The following is a 20,853-nucleotide window of genomic DNA, read 5'->3' as shown; positions in this document are numbered from 1 at the left end:
ATAGGAGTATGTTATGCCGCAGAGTCTAAGAGCAAGTCTTTACAATTTAAGAAAATATGCTGAAGTTCTCATAGCCTTTGCTGTGGTGGGTGTCATTGCCATCATCATCCTGCCTATGCCCTCTTTTCTTCTGGATCTTCTGCTTACGGTGAATTTGGCCATCTCCATGATGATCCTCATTCTGACGCTTTTCACAAAAAGTGTTCTGGAATTCTCCATTTTCCCCAGTCTTCTCCTTGTGATGACCATGTTCCGTCTTGGCCTCAACATCTCCTCCACAAGGCTCATTTTGAGTAAAGGTGATGCAGGAGAGGTCATCAATGCCTTTGCCACCTTTGTCACGGGGAACAACTATGTGGTAGGTGCTGTAATTTTCATCATCATCACCATCGTCCAGATGGTGGTTGTGACCAACGGTGCAGGCAGAGTATCTGAAGTGGGTGCGAGGTTTACCTTGGATGCCATGCCTGGAAAGCAAATGGCCATTGATGCGGATCTTAATTCAGGTCTCATCAATGAGGAAGTGGCCAAGAAAAGAAGACTGGATCTTCAGCGGGAAGCGGACTTTTATGGCTCCATGGATGGTGCCTCCAAGTTTGTCAAAGGGGATGCCGTTGCGGGCATCATCATTACGCTCATCAATCTTGCCGGTGGTATCATCATTTTCTCCATGCAGGGGGAAATGACCATCATGGAGTCCATCGGTCATTTCGGGAAACTCACCATCGGTGATGGCCTTGTGAGCCAGATTCCATCCCTTCTCATTTCTGTAGCCTCCGGTCTTATTGTGACCCGGTCCGGCGGGGATGAGAGTTTTGGAAAAACCTTCACCAAGGAGCTGTTCAGCACCTGGAAAGTCATGATGATTGGTGCGGTGGTCATCTCAGCCATCGGATTCATTCCTGCCTTTCCCACCATTCCTTTTGTGGCCATTGGCTCCTTCATCGGTCTTGGCGGATATCTCATCTACGAAAATGACAAAGATGAAATTGTGAGAAAGGTGGAAGAGAAGGAAAAGGAAAAGATCAGTAAGATCAAAGATGTGGATGAGACGGTGCGCTCTTACCATGTGGAGCCCATCTCCATTGAAATCGGATATGGCCTCATTCCTCTGGTGGATGAAGGATCGGATTCCAGCCTGGTTTCCCATATTACTTCGATCAGAAAGCAGTGTGCTACAGAAATGGGCATTCTCATAAATCCCATCAGGATCCGGGACAATCTCCAGCTGGAGCCCAACAGCTATGTGATGAAGATCAAAGGGAATGAGATCGCCCGGGGGGAGATCTATGTCCATAAATTCCTGGTCATTGATCCTGGAACCCAGGATTTTGATCTTCAAGGCATACCCACCAAAGAACCTGCCTTCGGACTGGCGGCGTTGTGGATTGAGGAGAAGGACAAGGAGAGAGCAGATCTTTCAGGCTATACCATTGTAGAGCCTGTGACGGTTCTTGTGACTCATCTGAAGGAGCTCATCAGAAAACATGCCTTTGAGCTTTTAGGCAGACAGGAGACCAAAGCCCTCATTGACGAGCTGTCAGAGAAATACAGCGTCATTGTGGAGGAGCTTATCCCAGGCATCATGACCCTTGGAGAGGTGCAGAAAGTACTTCAGAACCTTCTCAAAGAGAATGTGCCCATTACGGATCTAGTCACCATCCTGGAGACCCTGGCAGACAACGCTGTTTCCATCAAAGACACTGAAATTCTCACAGAGCATGTGCGTCATGCGCTGCAAAGAACCATAGTGAAGGATTATCTGGATCAGACCGGGGAGCTGAAGGTGCTGACCATTGACGGTCAGCTGGAGGATCTCATCGGAGGGAACATCCATAAATCCATGGGTGGATCCATTCCAGTCCTTGAGCCGGAAATGATCACAAGAATCTTCGGCAGCATCCAGAGCGCTTTTGATGAAGCCATGATGAAGGGGTATCAGACCGTAATTCTGGCTTCCCCCAAGATCAGAACAGCCTTAAAGAATCTCATCTCCATGACCTTTCCTCAGATGGTGGTGTTGTCCCTGAACGAAGTGCCTAACGATGTACCCATTGAAGTAGTAGGGATGGTGGAATTCCGTTGATTATAAAAAAGTATGTAGTCCATGATATGAAAGAAGCCCTGATCCGCGCAAAATATGAGCTGGGCAAAGAGGCCATCATCGTGAGCCAGAAGCCGGTTCGTCCGGGCAGATGGTATCAGCTGTTCCGAAAGAAAATGCTGGAAGTCACCGTGGCGGTGGAAGAAAAGGTCCATGAGAAAAACCGGAAGGAAAAGGAGGAGTTTCAGAAAATCCTCTTTTCCAAAGAACCTCAGGTGAAAAGCGAGAATTCCTCGGATATGATCCAGATGGCCAAAGAAACTCTCAAAAACACCCTGGAGAGAAGCATCCGGAATGAACTTCAGAAAGCTCAGGAAATGGAGATGATGGAAGAGGAGCTGCACCGGAAGGTCTTTTCAGAAAGTCCCCTGGCCAAAGAGAAGTTTGATGGTTACAAACTGAAGCATGGCCTGGAGGAAAAGCTCACGAAGGAAGATCTTCTTCAGTTCGTTCAGGAGATGTATCTGGAGAATCCGTTTCTCAAGGAGAAACCCTTTGGCAGACTCAACGTGCTGGTGGGACCTACAGGAGTAGGAAAGACCACCACCATTGCGAAGATCGCATCCACGGCTCTTCTTGAGGAAAACAAGACCGTAGGTCTTCTCACCATTGACACCTACCGTATTGCGGCTGTGGAGCAGCTGAAAAAATATGCAGAGATCCTCGGTATCCCCTTTGTCACGGTGGAGGATCCTAAAGACATCGGGAAAAAACTGGAAGAACTCAGCGGTGTGGATATCATCCTTGTGGACACCATCGGAGCCAGTCCAAAGGACGAAGAGCGTCTGGAAGACATCAAAGGCTATCTTTCGGAGCTTCCGGAGGAAAGAAACACCTATCTTTCCATTTCCATGTCTCAGGATACAGACACGGTAAAAAGGATACTGAAAACCTATAAAGAACTTCGATATGACGCACTGATTCTCACCAAACTGGATGAAGTGGAGAATTTTAGAAACTTCTGGAGCATTATGGAAAATACAGTGCTTCCGGTGCAGTATTTCTGCCATGGGCAGGAAGTGCCGGAAGATCTGGAGGAAGCAGAGCTTTCCCGTGTGCTCACCTATTTGTGGGAGGAGCTGAAATCATGATGGACCAGGCGGAATCTTTACGGCGGAAAATCTTTGAGAAGTTCGGCAAAGAGCCCGAGAAAGAAATGGAGCCCGTGAAAAGCGGACTTGTGAAAATCTATGCAGTGGTCAGTGGCAAGGGAGGTGTTGGGAAAACAAACATCTCTGTGAATCTTTCCATTGCCATGGCAAAAAAAGGAAAGAAAGTTCTGCTTCTGGATGCGGACATCGGTATGACCAATGCAGACATCATCATGGGGCTTCATTATGAGTATGATCTGTTTGATTACCTGGAAGGAAGAGCAGAGCTCAAGGACATCATCTATGAAGGACCCATGGGCATCAAGGCCATTTCGGGAGGCTCTGGTCTTCTGGAGATGGAATCCCTATCAGAGGAGAACCAGGAGAAGCTCATTGAAGAGCTCATCAATCTTGGGGGCTTTGACGTGATGATCATCGACAATGGAGCGGGCATCAGTAAAGAAACTTTGAGTTTCATGACCTTTGCCCATGAAGTGATTCTTGTGACAACACCAGAACCCACCGCCCTCACCGATGCCTATCGGGTGCTGAAAACCCTCAGTCATTATGGACTGAAGTCTTCCGTGAAGCTCATCGTAAACAAGGTATCATCCAAAGAGGCAGGGGATGAGGCCTATGAGAAGCTCTTTGCCACCTGCAGCAATTTTCTTCATATAGAACTAGAGAACTGTGGATATATTTTTGATGACATCAGGCTTGAAAAAGCCATCATGAATCAGGAACCAGTACTGATGTCCTATCCACAAGCGCTATCTAGTAGAAATATAGAGCAAATAGCTGGTATAATATTGGAGGAGACTGTGTTTACCAAGAATATATCGACGCTGAAGCAGCTGGGGAACAGATTCCGAAAAATATTTGGCACATAGCAGGTGATGAGATGGATTTTATAACAATTGGGGGAAAAATACAGCTGACAGCAGAGGATGGAAGTATTCTGGAGGCGATGGTTTCAGACAAGACTGAGTACAGTGTGGATTTTTCCATCCCGGCAGATGATAAAAAGTTCCGGTTTTTTCATGAGGGAGAGAAAGTGGAGGCTGTAGTCTATCACAGCGCCAAGGGAATGTATTTCACAGGGGTCATTGCCAAGAGGGTGAAAGCAGAAGCGCCTACTTATACCATTGCAAGACTTGAGAATTTCAAGACCATTCAGAGGCGGAACTTCGTGAGGGTGTCCTGTACAGAGGAAATTCTTTATACGGCCAATGAGTACATCACTACCAGCGTTTCCTTCTCCAAGGATCTGAAAGCTGTAGGAGATGAGATCGCAAAGTACATGAAGCCTGGATTTATGGTGGATCTCAGTGCTGGGGGAATGAAAATCACCTGTGAGGAAGACATCAAGGAAGGGAAGAGAATCATTCTGGAGTTTGTCATGAACCAGCGCAAAATTCAGCTCTGGGGCACTGTAATGCACCGGGAGCTCATGGTGAGGCCATCAGGCATCAAGTATGATTACGGGATAAGGTTTGACCATATCACAGAAAAAATGCAGGAAATCATTGTGAATCATGTGTTTCTGCTCATGAGAAAATCCACAAAAAGGTAGTAAAGGAGGTCATCCATGGGGTACGAGAAAAAAGAAGCGGACAGCGAGCTCATACTGAAGTACATTCCTCTTGTGAAGAGGATTGTGGGCCGTATGGATGCTGGGGATGGAGATCTTGATAAAGACGATCTTTTTTCCATCGGTGTCATAGGGCTCATGGATGCCCTGAAAAAATTCGACCCAAAGAAGGGTGTGCCCTTTGAGGCCTATGCCACCGTCCGTATCAAAGGGAATATCATCGATGAGATGAGAAAAAGCGGCAGGGTCTCCAGAGACCGTATTGCCAAGCTTCATGAATATTATGAGGCCAAGGAGCGTCTGGAGCAGGAGCATCATAGAACGCCGGATGAGCAGGAAATCTGTGACATTCTCGGTATTGGGGAAAAAGAGCTCTCCAAACTCCATGAGACAGTCCACTATCTATCCAAGGTCTCCTTTGAAACTACCCTGTTTCATAAAGACGGCAATGAGGTGCAGCTTTCGGATATGATTCCGGATGATGAGACAGACACACCGGAGGAAGAGCTCCTGAAAAAAGAAAGAAAATATCTCCTGAAGGAAGCGGTAACGAAACTCTCAGAGAGAGAACAGATCATTCTGGATCTTTATTATGTCCAGGAACTGACCTTGAAGGAAATCGCCTATGCCATGGATATTTCAATTCCAAGAGTGTCCCAGCTTCACGGTAAAATTCTCATGAAGCTTCGGCAGCTCATGGCATAAAGAAAAGGATGGAATCATTATGTTTATTTTTCTTCTGATCCTGGGGGCTTCCCTCATGGTCTATGGTTTTAAGAAACGAGTGGATGAGACAAAAGAGCAGCTGCTTTTTTCCAGCAATAAGGAATGGATACCAGAGTCTCCTTTAGTAGCTTCATCAGAGGTGTCCTTGTCACTGGAGGCGGAGGAGGAAGTGAAGGATCTTCGTCATCGGATGGAGATGCTGGAGAAAACCCTCTTTGAGGAGCTTCTCAAATGGCAGATGGAGCGGGAAAGCCAAAAATCAGATCTTCTTCCTGAGGAGGAGGCGGAGCTGCCTTTAAGAGACAGTGAAGTTTTTGAGGAAGAAGAGGTTTCAGAAAAGAAGCCGATGCCGGAGCATGTGAAGAAGGTCTGGGATCTTTTAAAAGAGGGACGGAGCACGGCAGAAGCTGCCAGGGAGCTTGGCATCAGCAAAGGGGAGGTTTTACTATTAAAAAACTTATCGAAACACTACAAAGAGTAAAGTCTGATATTTATATCGCCCTGGGTGCTGGGATCCTTGTGGGTGCCATCCTCATGAATCTTTCCCTGTCCTTTTCTGTGAACCTTTCTGTGGAGGAGAAGGCAAGGGACTTAGGTATGGTCTATCCGGAAGAAGTCCGAGTCAATCTGGGAGGAGAAAACGAAGAATGATCATTAGAAGCTTATACAATGTCACAAGACAGATGAATGTCCTGCAGAAAAAGCAGGAGAACAACTCCGCCAACGCGGCCAATGTGAACACTCCTGGATTCAAATATCAGGACCTCATTCAAAGAGCCATGGAGGAGTTTGATATCTACAACCGTGCAGGCGGAAGAAACAACAACAGAGTTCAGGAACTGGGCACCATTAATTTTGGCACAGAGATTGACGGAGCAGTGACGAACTTTACCCCAGGTGTACTGAAAGAAACAGGGATTGCTACGGATTTTGCGCTGGATGGCAATGGCTTCTTTACGCTATCCTTGGAAAATGGGGAAACAGGGTATACCAGAAACGGTAATTTTAAGATCAGCGGAGATGGACGTCTTGTGACTCAAGAAGGATATCCCGTCCTTGCTGTGAATGGCCAGGGGGCCGTAGAAGAGATTTTTGTGTCCGGAGATTATTTTGAAGTAAGGGAAGATGGAACCATTTCTGGTTCAGATCAGCGTCTTCTCATCTCCAATTTCAATGATACACAGAATTTTGAGCTCCGGGGAGAAACCGTCTATGTGACGGGGGAAGCCAGCATTGGTATGGGCGATGCATCTGTGAGACAAGGATACATTGAAAGCGCCAATGTGGATATGGGTGCTGAGATTGTGAAGATGATGGAGATTTCAAGAGAGTTCCAGGCAAATCAGAGAGCGCTGACGGTGCTTAATGACACACTTCAGAAGACGGTCAATGAGATTGGCCGTAATTAAGGGAGAACGCGATGTTTAACGGATTGAGAATTGGAGTTACCGGGATGCAGACATCCCAGAAAGTCATGGATAACGTGGCAGACCAGATTGCCAACAGCACCACAGGCGGGTACAAGAAGAAAGAGGTCCGCTTTGGAGACCTTTTGAGAAATGAGATCTCAAGAAGTCATGCAGCGGTTTCAGAGAACGCAGAGGGTGCTTCTATCGGCATAGGGTCCAGAGCCCTGGTCTCGAAAACAAACTTCACCCAGGGGGTTCTGAAGCCTTCAGAGAGCCCTTTCCACATGGCGATAGAAGGAAATGGATTCTTCGGGGTCATGACCGCGGCTGGTGATCTTCTTCTTACAAGAAATGGAGCTTTCTCTATGAGTGCAGATGGTGCTTTGACAGATGGAGAAGGAAATGGTCTTGTTTATGAATCCTATGTTCCGGCGGGAAGCATCGGAAGCTACGATGGAATGAGCATTTCAGAAAATGGTGTCATCTCCGGGCGCAATGATAGAGGAGAAGTTATTGAGCTGGGCCGAGTCGCTTTATTTCAGCCAGGTGCTGAAGATGGCCTCATATCTTTAGGTGAAAACAAGTATTTTCTCCCAGAAGGCATGGAAATGGCAAACAGTATTGATGATGCCCAGGGATTTGGGGTCATCCGTCACAAACATCTGGAAGAGTCCAATGTGGATATTGCGGAAAGCATGACGGAGATGATTCTTACTCAAAGAGCGTATCAGCTCAATGCCAAGAGCATCACCACTGCAGATGAGATGCTGGAAGTGATCAACACCATTATTTAGTACATGGTTGAGTGAGAGATGATAAGGTGGTTTGTCTGTTAGATGCTGCTATTATGGAAATCGTCCAGTACATCATGACAATACAGTCTAAAAACATGCATAATCATCTGAAGTGAAATGGAGATAACTAGAGGCAGAGAAATCTGCCTCTTTTTGTTGAATATAATAGATTTATGGTTACGTTGTCATATAGTCCGACAAAGATTATGAGTTTCTTCTAAGTAAATGTTTACAATTAAGTTAAAGTAGGTGAAATGAGTTTGGATAATAAAAAGCATAATATTTTATCTCATATGCTGACTGAAGAAGGTTATCGTACTTCAGAGGAACTGAGCATGCTGATTAAGGTCTCACCACGTACTATCATGAGGTATATAAAAGATATAAACTATTCTATCAGAAGATTTAATGCCGAGATCATATCTTCAAAGGGAATTGGGTATCTTCTTCAGGTTCCAGAGAAAGATCGGAAGAATCTCAAAGAATGGGTCAATACAATCTCTGACCAGCATGTGGATGATTCTGAGGAGAAGAGAAATGAGATAATCATAAAAGCACTATACAATCACTCAAATAATACAGTGGAAGCTATTGGCGAACTTTTATGTCTTAGCATACCACGGGTCATTCAACTTTTAGATTCTCTAAAAAAAGAAATTAAACCTTATGATCTTAAAATCATAGTGGATAAGAAAAGAAGACTTGTTTTCGCTGGACTGGAGAAAGATATCAGAACACTCATACTGGATATATTACTTGAAGTCAGTGAGGACCGGGTATTAAGCTTCTTTGAGAATCTCTCAGCAAGTGAGGTTGTGGAGATCAATGGTGTTATACAAAAGAAACTAGCGGAGAACAACCTGATAATCTCAGATTTTGACTTTAGGCTGTTAAAACTTGAAATTCTCATCATGCTTTCTAGATGTAAGAAAAATAAGTCAATCAGTCCTCAACAACAGATTGTCACCGATAAGATTATTTCGTCTATCATTGCTGAGATTAGTTTTGTTACTGGAATCCATGTGAATCTTGATGAGATGAACTACATCAGCGCTGAAATTGGCGGGATACTGAACAGCTACAGGCTGTCTAGTGATAATGAGTTGTCGATTTTCGTAGATGAAATGCTTCATCAGTTCGAACGGATCACTGGTAATAGATATTTGGAAGATGAACATCTGGTCAATAGTCTGAAACTTCATCTTGAGCTTTTCCTAAAACGTTCAAGAAAAGGTGTAGAAATCTCAAATCCGATAATTGCTCAGATTAAGAAGAATTTGCCCATGGATTTTGATCTGGCGGCACTCATGGGGATGCAGATTGAGAAAAGATTTAAGGTAAAACTCTGTGAGCATGAGATAGGATTCATTACACTTCATCTGGCTTCCTTTGAAGAAAGGAGAAAGAGTCGGGAGAAGAAAAGGATCATGATTATCTGCCATTATGGCATGGGTTCGTCTCAACTCCTCAAGGAGAAAATCATGAGCAGGTTTGAAGATTACAGCGTAGTGGGGGTATATCCTGTAGCTTTTTTGGATGTAGCGCTTAAACTTGAAGCAGATATCATCATTACTACAGTGGATGTAGAAATTAGAACAAATACCCCTGTCATCTTTGTGGAGAATATCTTTACTAATGAGGTATTTGATTTGCTTGAGCAGAACGCACTGAAACAATCGAAGATAGAAAAGATATCAGGAAATCTCTTTCATCCTGAGAACTTCAATATAATCAGTGCATCCTCAAAGGAAGAAATCATTAATATTATGGGTCTGAAGCTGATAAAGAACGGTTTTACGAATGAGCGGGTCATCGAGGAGGTTCTGGACAGAGAAAAGATGGCCTCTACCGATATCGGTAATCTTGTGGCAATTCCACACACTCTTTCAAGTTATCAGGATAAGTCATTTATCAGTGTAGGTCTTCTTGAAAGTCCTGTTTATTGGACCAAGGAAAATGTTCAGCTGGTTTTTCTCGTATGCTTCAACAGAGAAGATCGAGAGAATCTTGATATTTTCAAGTATCTGTATAACTTCATAAAAGATGAAGGAGCAGTAAAAAGCATGATTCGCTTTTCTAATTTTGAGAGCTTCATGAAAATATTAAAAAATGTGCAGTAGAGGAGTACGGTATGGAAGTTTTTACTAAGGATAACATTTATCTTGATGTTCATATTGATCAAAAGGAGGATCTGCTAAGAGAGATTGCTGAAAAAATATGTTTATTAGGATATGCAAGTGATCAAGAAAAAGTACATAAAGGCTTGCTGGATAGAGAGAAAGAATTTGAAACAGCCTTGGGTGAGGGGTTTGCAATTCCTCATACAAAATCTGAATACATCAAAACTCCAGGGATCATGATTATGAAAACGACGGAACCATTATCCTGGTCTGAGGAAGAAAATGCTGATGTGTTCATCGTGTTATTCACTCCCTTTGAAAGTGAGGGAAATACACACTTGAAGATGTTGGCAAGTCTATCTCGGAGACTTATGAATCAGGATTTTAAAAGGATTCTCCATGAGTCAATGGACAAAGACGAAATCTATAACGCAGTATATGAAGCGATTAATTGAGCACGGAGGAGAAAGAAATGAAAAGAAAACTAGTAGCACTATGTGCATGTCCTATGGGGCTTGCACACACATTCATGGCGGCAGAGGCACTGGAACAGGCAGCAAAGGAGATGGGATATGAGTACAAGGTAGAGACACAGGGATCTGATGGCATCCAAGGTGAACTTTCTGGACGAGATATTGAAGAAGCAGATGTAATCATCCATTCCGTGGCGGTTACCCCTAATGGTATCGAGAGATTTGAAGGGTATGAGGTCTATGAAGCTAGCCTTCAGGAGATCATTAGAAATGCCAGAGGTGTATTAAAAGAAATTGAAGAAGACCAAGGTATCAATTAAGCCAAAATATAAAACTGGAGGGAAATATCATGGCAGTAACTAAGAAAATTATTGGAGACAGTGATGCAGCTCCTAAGAAATCACAGATGTCATCAAACAAAGGAGTGTGGTCTGAAATCAGTAAACACCTGATGACCGGAATCTCTTACATGATCCCAGTACTCATTATGGGAGGACTTATCGGTGCATTCTCCCAGATTATCCCCTATGTACTACTAAATATTGATCCGTCTATGTCTATCGTTGATGCGTTGAATACTGGCAATTATACAGGTTTAAATGAGTCACTACTAAGCCTAGCGAGCATTATGGAGAAGTTTGGATTCACCTTATTCGGATTTGCGATTCCTCTTTTTGCCTCTTTTACCGCATATTCCATTGGAGGAAAAACAGCGCTGGCCGCAGGCTTTATAGGTGGATATGTGGCGAATAATCCTATAGCTCGACTGAGTGTAGCTGATGGTGCTTGGACGGCGTCTGCACCTACAGCTTCTGGTTTTATGGGGGCACTTCTCATAGCTTTCGCAGTGGGGTATTTTGTTAAGTGGCTGAGCAAAACCATTAATCTACCCAAAAACTGGATGGCATTTAAAACGACATTCCTGATTCCCTTGACTGCAGCTGTTTTCACTATGGTGCTTATGGTGTTTGTGATCACACCTGTTGGCGGATGGATGAATCAAGGAATAAGAAGCCTGCTGACGTTAGCCGGATCAACGGGTCAGTATGTGTATGCTCTGGTTCTTGCAGCAACGACTGCCTTTGATCTTGGTGGTCCTGTTAACAAAGCAGCTGGATTCGTAGCCTTAGGTTTCACCACTGAAAGAGTACTTCCTATTACTGCAAGAGTAATCGCTATTGTAACCCCATCCATTGGTCTTGGTTTGTCAACACTGCTTGATAGAAAGCTTGTTGGAAGAAGAATTTATGGAAAGGAGTTTTACGAAGCAGGAAAAACATCTATCTTCCTTGCATTCATGGGTATCTCCGAAGGTGCCATACCTTTTGCAATGGAAAGACCTGCATTTACGATACCGTTATATGTTGTAGGTTCAGTACTTGGAGCGTTCACAAGTATTGCGCTAGGTGCAGTGCAGTGGTTCCCAGAGTCCGCAATTTGGGCATGGCCGCTGGTTAGCAATAAGCTGGCTTATGTGGGAGGACTTGCAGTGGGCGTCATATTCGTAGCCTTAGTCAATATCTACTACAGAAACAATCTCATTAAAAAAGGCAAACTTGTTGTAGAAGAATAAACTGATGATTGTGAGGAGCTGGCGACAGTTCCTCATGATTTTATGGAGGACAAATGAAAGAGAAGTTGAAAATTGTAATATTTCCACATACTCATTGGGATCGTGAATGGTATTTTACTTCCTCAAAGTCTATGATATACTCACTCAAAGATTTTGATGAAATCATCGAGTTTCTCGAGAAGGATGAAGAGATTGGTTCATTCATTCTGGACGGTCAGACATCTATTCTTGAGGACTACATTGCGTTACATCCTTATATGCTAGAACCTCTAAAAAAACTAGTGAAGGAGAGACGCCTGATGACAGGGCCATGGTATACTCAGCCTGACACACTGGTGGTATCTGGAGAAAGTATCATTAGGAATCTACTTTATGGTACAAGGCAAGCTAGAGAATACGGACACAGCATGGAGATAGGATATCTGCCTGACTCTTTTGGGATGTCTGAACAGATGCCTCAGATTTATAACGGTTTTGGAATCAGGTATGCCATGTTCAGAAGAGGAATCGCGGATAGCATAACAAAAGACAGAGAGTTCTACTGGGAATCAAAAGACGGGTCCAGGGTGTTCACCCATAACATCTATCATTATGGCAGTATGGCCTACCCTCCAAATGATACAGAGGGTTTGAAACGGTATCTGGATGAAATGATTGAGCTTCTAGGACCGAGCTCCACCACAGGGACTCTTATACTTTTCAATGGTGAAGACCAGAAGCCTATTCGGAAGAATCTCTTTGACATCGTGAAAAGCGGAGTGAATCTAAAAAAGGATCTGAACATCGTGATAGGTCAGATTGAAAATGTGATGAAAAGTATGGAAGAATCCGATACAGACTTTATGACTTATCAGGGAGAGTTCACATGGGGACAACATAGTCGGGTGCATAAGAGTATTTTCTCTACCAGGGCTGATCTCAAATCCATGAACAACACCCTGGAGAATTTCATAGTCAATTCTCTGGAACCAATCTGTTCATTAGCTTATATTTCAGGATTTGTCTACGAAGAAAAGCTCATGGAGAAAATCTGGAAGCTCATGTTGGATAATTCTGCACATGACAGCATCGGTATGTGCAACTCCGATCGTACGAATGTGGATGTCGAGCACCGATTTATCACTGCAAGAAATCTCGCTGAAGACCTAATGGAGCTGAAGCTTCGGGAGATCGGAATGAATATTCAGGAAAAGAACGTCTTTCAGTTCCAACTGTATAATTTGCTTCCATCCAGAAGAGATGGATATATTGTTTTAACTCTTTTTGTACCTTGTGAGCGATTTGAAGTACGAAATAGAAGGGGAGAACTCCAGTCTCATGAAGTAATCAGCATAAAAAATGTGACCGAAGAAATTAGGGCTAAGTCCGTTCGGGAAATCGGAGTAGATGACGACCGTGATCCTCAGTGGAATAAAGAAGAAATAAGGATTTATGAAGCTGAGGTTCGGATACTTGTGAAAGATATGGTTCCGCTAGGGTATGAGACTTATGAGATCAACCCGGTTTTAGAAGTGGAAGAAGACTCTGAAGATGAAGAAAGATTATTAATAGATAAAAGTATCCTTGAAAATGAATTCTACAAAATTTCAGTTAATCCAGATGGGAAAATAGATCTACTTGACAAACGTGCCTTGAAGCAATGGAGTGATTTTCTTAAACTTGAGAACTCAGGAGACGAAGGGGATACCTATGATTATTCAGAGCCTGAGAAGGATATGACAATTAGAGAATTTGAAGTAGAGAATATTGAGACAGAAATAACAGGTCTTGTAAGTAGAGCAGTGTTGAAACTTAATATGGATCTTCCATATAATCTGCTGAATAGGGCGGAGGGGATTAGAAATATAAGACAACCCATCCGGTTAACTATTGAGCTGAGAAAGAATGATGAACACATCCACATCGATTTAAGTACGATGAATGCCGCTATCGAACACCGCATGAGGTTAATAGTGAATACGGATATAGAGGCAAAGTGCTCTGTGGCTGACCAGCAGTTCGGTCTAATCGAAAGACCAGTATATCTTGAGGAAGTGGAAAACTGGAAAGAAAATGGCTGGAATGAGAAACCAAGAACCATTGAACCGATGCAGTCGTTTGTTAGTATTAGTAATGAAGAAAATACAGTAGCTGTCTTTACAGAAAATGTCAGAGAGTATCAGGTCACAGGAGACAAGTATAATGAGATTGCAATGACAGTTTATCGTTCAACGCCGTATCTAGGAAAGGACAACCTCAATGACAGGCCAGGAAGAGAATCGGGAACGAAATCTGCTACACCAGATGCCGCGCTGATAGGTAAGTGTTTGTCAGCTACCTACACTGTAACGGTCTTTAATGGAACAGTAAAGGAACATGTGATGAGCCAAACTGCAAAAGAGATATTGACCCCGGTGATTGGTTATCAGGCTGCGCAGTTCAAGAATAATACAAATTATTTTGTGCTTAATATACCTAGAGAGAAGAAGCTTAGTGATTCAAAAAGTCTTCTTGAATCTAACAGTAGAGTGGTGCTATCTACTGTGAAAAAAGCTGAAGGGAAAGACAATATACTTATTAGATTCTTTAACCCTTCAAGTAGGAATGTAGAGGAATTAGACATCCAGGGGTTGTCACAGAAGAAGTTGTGTGAAGTCAGACTGGATGAGACAAGAGCAGAGATGACAGAGTTCACCCTTAAACCTTGCGAGGTTAAGACATATAGCATCGATTAGTCATGAAAGCATAAAGGGAACGGAGTGATCCGTTCCCTTTGTATATCAAAACATAAACTAGCCATGCTACGCCATGAGCGCCAGTGCCAAGGCACCTTTTATACCGGATTCTACCCCTAGAGAAGGGGTTACGATATACTCCTCCAGGTTCTCCATCTGGTCTGTCTTCACATAGCCATTGAGTTTTTCCTTAAGGACTTCTCTGATTTTTGGGATCATATAGGTTCTGCCCATGACGCCACCACCCAGAACAATCTTAGTGGGAGAAAGAATCAGGATATAGGACATGAGGGCTTCCGCCATATATTCTGCGATGAAATCAAAGGACTCATGGTCCTCTGGGATGTCGATCCCTTTCATGCCAGTTCTTCCTTCATTGGCAGGGCCTGCGGCAAGGCCTTCCAAACAGGTTTTATGATAGGGGCAGAATCCTTCATAGGTGTCCTTGGGGTTTTTATGAATCATGATATGGCCCATCTCTGGATGAAGCATCCCGTTATGGATTTTGCCATCAATGACATAACCTCCACCGATGCCTGTGCCTACGGTGATGTAGAGGAGTGTATGCTCCTTTTCGTAATCGCCGAAAGTGATTTCCCCAAGTGCAGCTCCGCTGACATCTGTGGCAATCTCCACCGGGATATTCAGACCTTTTTTCAGACTGCCCAGAATATCAAAATCTCCCCAGTGCGGTTTTGGGGTGGATGTGATGTATCCGTATTTTTCCTTGTCCTTGTTCAGCTCCAGTGGACCAAAGCATCCGATGCCAAGGGCATCAAGGTTTTTATCTTTGAAAAAATTCAAAGCGTCCTTCGTGGTTTCCTCTGGAGTTCTGGTAGGAATGGAAATCTTCTCAAAGATCTCTCCTTTCTCATTTCCGACGGCCAGAACAAATTTTGTGCCTCCTGCTTCAATTGCGCCAAGTCTCATGAATATACCTCCTAAATGTTTTATTCTTTCGCTTTCTTTTAGTTTGGGTGAAGTTTACTACTCTGTCAATGTTTTCAGTGATTTTTCAAAGCTCATTTTGTGACCGGTTCCTTTGTGGTATGATGAAGATAAGAAAAGGGTAAAGGGCAGGGAAGAAGACATGGTGACCATCAATGATATAGCTAAACTTGCAGGTGTGGCAAAAAGCACCGTCTCCAGATATCTAAATGGAGGGTCTGTCAGCAGAAGGACAAAAGAAACGCTGGACCGGATCATCAAAGAAACGGAATATGTGCCAAACACCTTCGCCCAGAGCCTGAAAGTGAAGCAGTCCAATCTCATCGGCATCATCATTCCCAGGCTGAACTCGTATGCGACAAATGAAATCCTTCAGAGTGTGGACCGATGCTTAAGAGAAAAGAGTTATCAGCTTCTCATCGTAAATACAGATCAGGATGTGGAGAGGGAAGTGGAGAACCTCTATGCGCTCTCCAGGCAAAAGGTGGCGGGGATCATTCTTCTTGCCACAGACGTGACGAGAGCCCATAAAGAAGCCATGGAAAAAATCGGGATCCCGGTGCTTCTTCTAGGACAGAGAAGTGATGCCACCTATGCCATCGTCCATGAGGAGGAAGAAGCGGGAGCTGCCATGGGAAGACATGCCTTGAGGCTTGGCCATAAGAAGATCCTCTATCTTGGGGTCACAGAGAAAGACGAGTCTGTAGGGGTTCTCCGAAAAAAGGGCGTCATGGATGTCCTTAAAAACGCAGAAGGCATCGATGTGCAGGAAGAAGAGGTTGATTTTAATTTTGATATAACCTTCCGGTTTCTGAAAGAATACCTGAAAGACAGAGTAGAAACCTATATCCTCTGCGCTACAGACAACATTGCTCTGGCAGCTTATAAAGCCAGCATCACCCTGGGGAGAAAAGTACCGGAGGATGTCTCTATTTCCGGCTTTGGCGGGTACTCCATCACGGATCTTGTGACACCATCCATCACGACGGTGCGGTATGCCTACAAAGAAATGGGCAGAATCGCTGCGGAAAATCTTCTGAGGCTCCTGCAGGGAGAGGAAATTCCAAAGAAGATTGCTCTGAGTGGAGAGTTTCTCCCAAAGGAATCCACGAAAGCGCTCTAATTAGAGGGGTACAGCATTTCACCTAAAACTCAAAGGTTTTGGGTGATTTTTTATTTTTAAAAGTTTTTTATTAATTTTGCCTGATACCCTTTACAAATGAAAAAAGATGCACTACAATAAAACTAAATTAGAACCGGTTCCAATTATCAGATAAAATTATATCACGAACTTATTTTAAATAAAATAGCACAAAAGAAGAATAAAACCGTTGATTATGAAGGATATTTTTGTAATGAACACAGAAGTAAAATGAGAAATAGATTTAGGATTACTATGAAAATTCAACTCAATCTTCAGAAATTACCAGAATTATAAGAACCGGTTCAATATTTAAACTGCACGCACTTTTATGCTACCCTAAGATGGAGGAGGAAATCTTATGAAACATGAAAAATCGATTCAAGACATCCTGCAGGCCGTAGGCGGAAAAGAAAACATCAAAAATTTTGAACACTGCGCCACAAGACTCAGAATCATCCTGCACGACAACAGCAAAGTGGACAAAGCCCTCGCAGAAAATGTGGAGGGAAGCAAAGGGTATTTCTTTAATACCGGACAGCATCAGTTTATCTTTGGAACAGGAAAGGTCAATGAAGTATATCAGGAGTTCCAAACCACCCAAGGCACTGGAGAAGCTGCAAGCTTCAAGGAAGATGTCTACTCCAATATGAACACTGGACAGAAGATTGTGAGAACCCTTGCGGATATTCTGATTCCTCTTATTCCGGCTCTTGTGACCACAGGGCTCCTTATGGGACTGAGAGGTCTGCTGCTGGAGCTTGGTGTGGAAATGAGTGATACTGTGCTCATGCTGTTCCAGATGCTGACAGATACAGCATTTGCGTTCCTTCCTGTGCTCATCGCCTATAGCGCCACCAAGAAGTTTGGCGGAAATCCCATCATCGGTATTGTTGTGGGTCTTATGATGGTAGCGCCTCAGCTGCCCAACGCCTGGGCTGTGGCTGGAGGAGATGCATCACCTCTTTATGTGAGCCTTCTTGGCATCAGCATTCCTCTTGTTGGATATCAGGGTTCCATCATTCCTGCCATCGTTGCAGGACTTCTGGTGGCAAAGATTGAGAAGAATCTCAGAAAAGTGGTGCCACAGCTCATTGACCTGGTGGTTACACCGTTTCTGACACTCACTGTCACCATTTTCCTGATGCTGTTCATCTTAGGACCCATCACCCATCAGATGGAAGTGTACGTGTCTGATTTTATTCTGATGCTTATTGAAGCGCCTCTTGGTATCGGCTATATGATTTACGCAGGTCTTCAGCAGGTGCTGGTCATCACAGGTCTTCATCATTCTCTCTCTATCCTCGAGCTGCAGCTTCTGGCGGACACAGGCACCAACGTGCTGAACCCTCTTGGCACTGCCAGTATGGCGGGGCAGTTTGGCGCAGCCATCAGTGCAGCGCTTCTTATGAAGAACAAGCTGAAGAAGACCAATGCCATCTCTTCCACCACCTCCACGCTCTTTGGCATCACAGAGCCGCTTCTTTTTGGAGTGAACCTGAGAAGCATGAAGATATTCATCTCTGGTATTCTGGGTGGAGCCATCGGCGGACTTGTAACCTATATCTTTGGACTGACTGCTACAGGTATGGGAATCACCTTCATTCCGGGTCTTCTTCTGTACACAAGCTCTGTGGGTGCTTTAGTGCAGTACCTTATCGTCATCGCTGCAGCTTTTGCCAGTGCGTTCTTCTTTGTAAGACTGCAGGCGAAGAAGATCTCTGAAGAAATCAATGTCTGATAGGAACTGATGCATAGAGGATCATGGATGTAAGGAGGATAAAGATGAAAAACAAAATACAGAAAAATGGAGCCATGGATTTCCATGTGCTCCCTCCCCATGGTCTTCTCAATGACCCCAATGGTCTCGTGCATTTTAATGGGCTGACCCATGTGTTTTTCCAGTGGAATACAGAAGGGACAGACCACAGCTACAAAGCCTGGGGACATGCGGTGACAGAAGACTTTGTCCATTATACCTATTATGAGCCGGCGCTTCTGCCGGATGAACCCTACGACAAAAATGGCTGCTATTCAGGGAGCGCCTTGGTTCATGAAGGAAAACTCTACCTGTTCTATACCGGAAATGTGAAGAATGAAGAAGGAGAGCGGGAAAGCTATCAGTGTGCCGCTGTCTCGGAGGACGGCTTCACCTTCAGAAAACTGGGGCCGGTCATTGGAGAAGTTCCTGGATATACTGCCCATGTAAGGGACCCGAAGGTCTTTAGGGGAGAAAACGGAGAGTTCTATATGGTTCTTGGGGCTCAGAGAGAGGATCTCACGGGGGATACCATTTTGTACAGGTCCAAAGATCTTAAGAACTGGCAGTTTTTGGGTTCCCTTCTCACGAAGAGAGAGGACCTGGGGTATATGTGGGAATGTCCGGATCTTGTGAGGCTGGGAGAAAAAGATGTGTTTCTTTTTTCTCCTCAAGGCCTTCAGGAGGATGGACACCGCTTCAGAAATATTTTTCAGACGGGTTACTATACCGGAAGATTTGAATCTGAAAGATTCCAGAAAGACGAAAACTTTTTTGATGAACTGGACCGTGGATTTGAGTTTTATGCGCCCCAGACCTTTGATATGCCCGATGGAAGAGTTCTTCTTTTCGGGTGGATGGGCACCATGGAAAAGGAGAAGGAAGAAGCCTTGCCTACACTTAAAGATGGCTGGGTCCACCACCTGAGTATTCCGAGGGAACTTCAAGTGAATGCAGAGGGGAAAGTCATGCAGTCACCCGTTTCAGAGCTTCTGCGTTTCTTCAGAGAAGAAAACACAGTAAGCGGAAAGGATCTGAAGATTGGGAGAGAAGGATCATTTCTTCTGGAGGTTCTCAATGAGAATGAGGCTCAAAGAATCCATCTCCGGGTATCATCTGATGTGGAACTGAAACTGGAGGATCACTGGTTTACAGTGGAAAGAGTCTCCTGGCTGGATGGAAAGAAAGAGATCCGGCAAGTGCCGCTGCCCCGAGGGCTCAGAAATCTGAAAATCATCGGAGATCATACCTCCTTGGAGATTTTTATCAACGGAGGAGAAGAGGTGTTTTCCTTGAGGTGTTTTGAGGATTCCTCAGATAGCATGGTTTCTCTACTAAGCTCAGAAACAGTGACTCTGAAGATATCGGGATTTCAAAAAGGCTAAGAATAAGGGATATATTAATACGGAGCAGGTGCGTGGCATCTGCTTCTTGTTTTTTTAGAATGTTATGCGCTTGTCAGAACGCATTTCAGAATGGAATAATATTCAAAGAAAAGTGATAACAGCTTATTAAAATAAATACTGTAAACAGGCTAGTGTAAAATTATTGTAGGAAAAATAAAAGAGAATAGAACCCCGTATGATATGCTTAATATGCAACCAAAAAACACACTCGGGAGGACTATTCTCATGAACATTATACAACAGGCTATGGAAATTATCACTAGGAGTTATGGGGAGAATCTTCATAGAGCTCTAGCTGGAACGATAAACTTCAGTGAGATGACAACAAGATTGGAAGAGGATTTCAGAAAGACAGCGGCCCTAGTGGCAAAAGAAATCATGGAGAATCTGGATCAGGCAATCAAAGAAAGCAAAAGCAGAAAGAAAGACTGGTATGTGGAAAGAAATGGCGACGAGAAGACACTCAATACGGTTTTAGGCGAAATCACTTTCAGGAGGACGTATTATGTCCATAAGCAGACAGGAGCGTACGCTTACCTGTCTGACGACCAGGTAGGACTCACTCCACATGAGAGAATGGATTTAGGCTTGAAAGCTAGGATTATGGAACATGCAACGTCTATGTCATATCAGAAAACGATCGATGCTTTGTCCTACAGTGGAATAACTTCCAAGATGAGTGTGATGAACGTCATAAAAGGCAGAGAGCCTATCCCCAATGAGGCTGCGGAAATGTCCGACAGAAAGGATAGCACGCCCTCTGTGCTCTATATTGAAGCAGATGAGGATCATGTTGCATTGCAGCATGGAAAATCCACCATCGCCAAGATTGTGTATGTCCATGAAGGGCGTAAGCCCTTATCCAAAAATCGCCATCAGCTGATCCATAAACGCTATTTTACCGCTCTGTCGGATAATGAGTCTCTATGGTTGGATGTAGCCAATTATCTGGAAGAAACCTATGATATGGAAAAAGTTAGAACAGTCTATCTATCAGGAGATGG

18 protein-coding genes are annotated in these 20,853 nt (G+C 44.0%); 17 read left to right on the top strand and 1 reads right to left on the bottom strand.

Going from position 1 to position 20,853, the window contains the following annotated elements; all coding sequences use genetic code 11:
• The first annotated feature begins 13 nt into the window (after window positions 1-13).
• From flhA to BM243_RS09440, 13 genes are all read left to right on the top strand, one after another.
• Complete coding sequence (gene flhA, locus BM243_RS09500) at window positions 14-2,086, top strand: flagellar biosynthesis protein FlhA (protein ID WP_074912144.1); 2,073 nt, start codon at window positions 14-16, stop codon at window positions 2,084-2,086.
• Window positions 2,083-3,195 carry a flagellar biosynthesis GTPase FlhF gene (gene flhF, locus BM243_RS09495; RefSeq protein WP_074912143.1) on the top strand — a complete coding sequence of 371 codons (1,113 nt, stop codon included), beginning with the start codon at window positions 2,083-2,085 and terminating at the stop codon, window positions 3,193-3,195. The genes flhA and flhF overlap by 4 nt, the downstream gene beginning before the upstream one ends.
• A complete protein-coding gene (locus BM243_RS09490; RefSeq protein WP_074912142.1) occupies window positions 3,192-4,085 on the top strand; it encodes a MinD/ParA family protein in 894 nt (297 codons plus the stop codon). The genes flhF and BM243_RS09490 overlap by 4 nt, the downstream gene beginning before the upstream one ends.
• Before the next feature lie 11 nt (window positions 4,086-4,096).
• Window positions 4,097-4,768, top strand: coding sequence for a flagellar brake protein (locus BM243_RS09485; protein ID WP_074912141.1), 672 nt, complete (start codon window positions 4,097-4,099; stop codon window positions 4,766-4,768).
• 15 nt (window positions 4,769-4,783) lie between these two features.
• On the top strand, window positions 4,784-5,491 hold the full coding sequence (locus BM243_RS09480) for a sigma-70 family RNA polymerase sigma factor (protein ID WP_074912140.1): 708 nt from the start codon (window positions 4,784-4,786) through the stop codon (window positions 5,489-5,491).
• Between the two features lie 19 nt (window positions 5,492-5,510).
• Window positions 5,511-5,993 (top strand): hypothetical protein, encoded by a 483-nt coding sequence (locus tag BM243_RS09475; protein ID WP_074912139.1) that lies wholly within the window; start codon window positions 5,511-5,513, stop codon window positions 5,991-5,993.
• Between the two features lie 166 nt (window positions 5,994-6,159).
• The gene (locus BM243_RS09470; RefSeq protein ID WP_083422730.1) at window positions 6,160-6,921 is read left to right on the top strand and encodes a flagellar hook-basal body complex protein; all 762 of its coding nucleotides are present in this window, start codon (window positions 6,160-6,162) and stop codon (window positions 6,919-6,921) included.
• A gap of 11 nt (window positions 6,922-6,932) precedes the next feature.
• Complete coding sequence (locus BM243_RS09465; RefSeq protein WP_083422729.1) at window positions 6,933-7,715, top strand: flagellar hook-basal body protein; 783 nt, start codon at window positions 6,933-6,935, stop codon at window positions 7,713-7,715.
• A gap of 260 nt (window positions 7,716-7,975) precedes the next feature.
• On the top strand, window positions 7,976-9,835 hold the full coding sequence (locus tag BM243_RS09460; RefSeq protein ID WP_074912137.1) for a BglG family transcription antiterminator: 1,860 nt from the start codon (window positions 7,976-7,978) through the stop codon (window positions 9,833-9,835).
• Window positions 9,836-9,846: 11 nt separating this feature from the next.
• On the top strand, window positions 9,847-10,290 hold the full coding sequence (locus BM243_RS09455) for a PTS sugar transporter subunit IIA (RefSeq protein WP_074912136.1): 444 nt from the start codon (window positions 9,847-9,849) through the stop codon (window positions 10,288-10,290).
• Between the two features lie 17 nt (window positions 10,291-10,307).
• Window positions 10,308-10,628 carry a PTS fructose transporter subunit IIB gene (locus BM243_RS09450; RefSeq protein ID WP_074912271.1) on the top strand — a complete coding sequence of 107 codons (321 nt, stop codon included), beginning with the start codon at window positions 10,308-10,310 and terminating at the stop codon, window positions 10,626-10,628.
• Window positions 10,629-10,657: 29 nt separating this feature from the next.
• Window positions 10,658-11,881, top strand: a complete 1,224-nt coding sequence (locus BM243_RS09445) for a PTS fructose transporter subunit IIC (protein WP_074912135.1) — start codon at window positions 10,658-10,660, stop codon at window positions 11,879-11,881.
• 53 nt (window positions 11,882-11,934) lie between these two features.
• Window positions 11,935-14,595: a glycoside hydrolase family 38 N-terminal domain-containing protein gene (locus BM243_RS09440; protein WP_074912134.1), complete on the top strand. Its 2,661-nt coding sequence runs from the start codon at window positions 11,935-11,937 to the stop codon at window positions 14,593-14,595.
• Between the two features lie 66 nt (window positions 14,596-14,661).
• On the opposite strand, the gene BM243_RS09435 is transcribed toward BM243_RS09440, so the two are convergent.
• Window positions 14,662-15,525 (bottom strand): ROK family protein, encoded by an 864-nt coding sequence (locus BM243_RS09435; RefSeq protein WP_074912133.1) that lies wholly within the window; start codon window positions 15,523-15,525, stop codon window positions 14,662-14,664.
• A gap of 112 nt (window positions 15,526-15,637) precedes the next feature.
• On the opposite strand from BM243_RS09435, the gene BM243_RS09430 reads away from it, so the two are divergent.
• The 4 genes from BM243_RS09430 to BM243_RS09415 form a co-directional block, all read left to right on the top strand.
• Window positions 15,638-16,666, top strand: coding sequence for a LacI family DNA-binding transcriptional regulator (locus BM243_RS09430; RefSeq protein ID WP_207646187.1), 1,029 nt, complete (start codon window positions 15,638-15,640; stop codon window positions 16,664-16,666).
• A 379-nt stretch (window positions 16,667-17,045) separates the two neighbouring features.
• Window positions 17,046-18,425 carry a PTS transporter subunit EIIC gene (locus BM243_RS09425; RefSeq protein WP_074912132.1) on the top strand — a complete coding sequence of 460 codons (1,380 nt, stop codon included), beginning with the start codon at window positions 17,046-17,048 and terminating at the stop codon, window positions 18,423-18,425.
• Window positions 18,426-18,469: 44 nt separating this feature from the next.
• Entirely contained in the window at window positions 18,470-19,828 is a 1,359-nt protein-coding gene (locus tag BM243_RS09420; protein ID WP_177213500.1) for a glycoside hydrolase family 32 protein, read from the top strand.
• 246 nt (window positions 19,829-20,074) lie between these two features.
• The coding region (locus tag BM243_RS09415; RefSeq protein WP_177213499.1) for a UPF0236 family transposase-like protein at window positions 20,075-20,853 on the top strand (779 nt) is incomplete at its 3' end.

This window comes from Proteiniclasticum ruminis (genome assembly GCF_900115135.1).
GTDB classification, from domain to species: domain Bacteria; phylum Bacillota; class Clostridia; order Clostridiales; family Clostridiaceae; genus Proteiniclasticum; species Proteiniclasticum ruminis_A.
Note: the sequence above shows the minus strand (reverse complement) of the source record. Positions and strands in the feature narration are given on the sequence as shown.

What these genes read in the sequence shown, in the direction of transcription:
- BM243_RS09465 (WP_083422729.1), top strand. Translation starts at nt 6,933, where the DNA reads ATGTTTAACGGATTGAGAATTGGAGTTACCGGGATGCAGACATCCCAG.
- BM243_RS09420 (WP_177213500.1), top strand. Translation starts at nt 18,470, where the DNA reads ATGAAAAACAAAATACAGAAAAATGGAGCCATGGATTTCCATGTGCTC.
- BM243_RS09475 (WP_074912139.1), top strand. Translation starts at nt 5,511, where the DNA reads ATGTTTATTTTTCTTCTGATCCTGGGGGCTTCCCTCATGGTCTATGGT.
- flhA (WP_074912144.1), top strand. Translation starts at nt 14, where the DNA reads ATGCCGCAGAGTCTAAGAGCAAGTCTTTACAATTTAAGAAAATATGCT.
- BM243_RS09440 (WP_074912134.1), top strand. Translation starts at nt 11,935, where the DNA reads ATGAAAGAGAAGTTGAAAATTGTAATATTTCCACATACTCATTGGGAT.
- BM243_RS09480 (WP_074912140.1), top strand. Translation starts at nt 4,784, where the DNA reads ATGGGGTACGAGAAAAAAGAAGCGGACAGCGAGCTCATACTGAAGTAC.
- BM243_RS09485 (WP_074912141.1), top strand. Translation starts at nt 4,097, where the DNA reads ATGGATTTTATAACAATTGGGGGAAAAATACAGCTGACAGCAGAGGAT.
- BM243_RS09450 (WP_074912271.1), top strand. Translation starts at nt 10,308, where the DNA reads ATGAAAAGAAAACTAGTAGCACTATGTGCATGTCCTATGGGGCTTGCA.
- BM243_RS09470 (WP_083422730.1), top strand. Translation starts at nt 6,160, where the DNA reads ATGATCATTAGAAGCTTATACAATGTCACAAGACAGATGAATGTCCTG.
- BM243_RS09455 (WP_074912136.1), top strand. Translation starts at nt 9,847, where the DNA reads ATGGAAGTTTTTACTAAGGATAACATTTATCTTGATGTTCATATTGAT.
- BM243_RS09445 (WP_074912135.1), top strand. Translation starts at nt 10,658, where the DNA reads ATGGCAGTAACTAAGAAAATTATTGGAGACAGTGATGCAGCTCCTAAG.
- BM243_RS09425 (WP_074912132.1), top strand. Translation starts at nt 17,046, where the DNA reads ATGAAACATGAAAAATCGATTCAAGACATCCTGCAGGCCGTAGGCGGA.
- BM243_RS09435 (WP_074912133.1), bottom strand. Translation starts at nt 15,525, where the DNA reads ATGAGACTTGGCGCAATTGAAGCAGGAGGCACAAAATTTGTTCTGGCC.
- BM243_RS09490 (WP_074912142.1), top strand. Translation starts at nt 3,192, where the DNA reads ATGATGGACCAGGCGGAATCTTTACGGCGGAAAATCTTTGAGAAGTTC.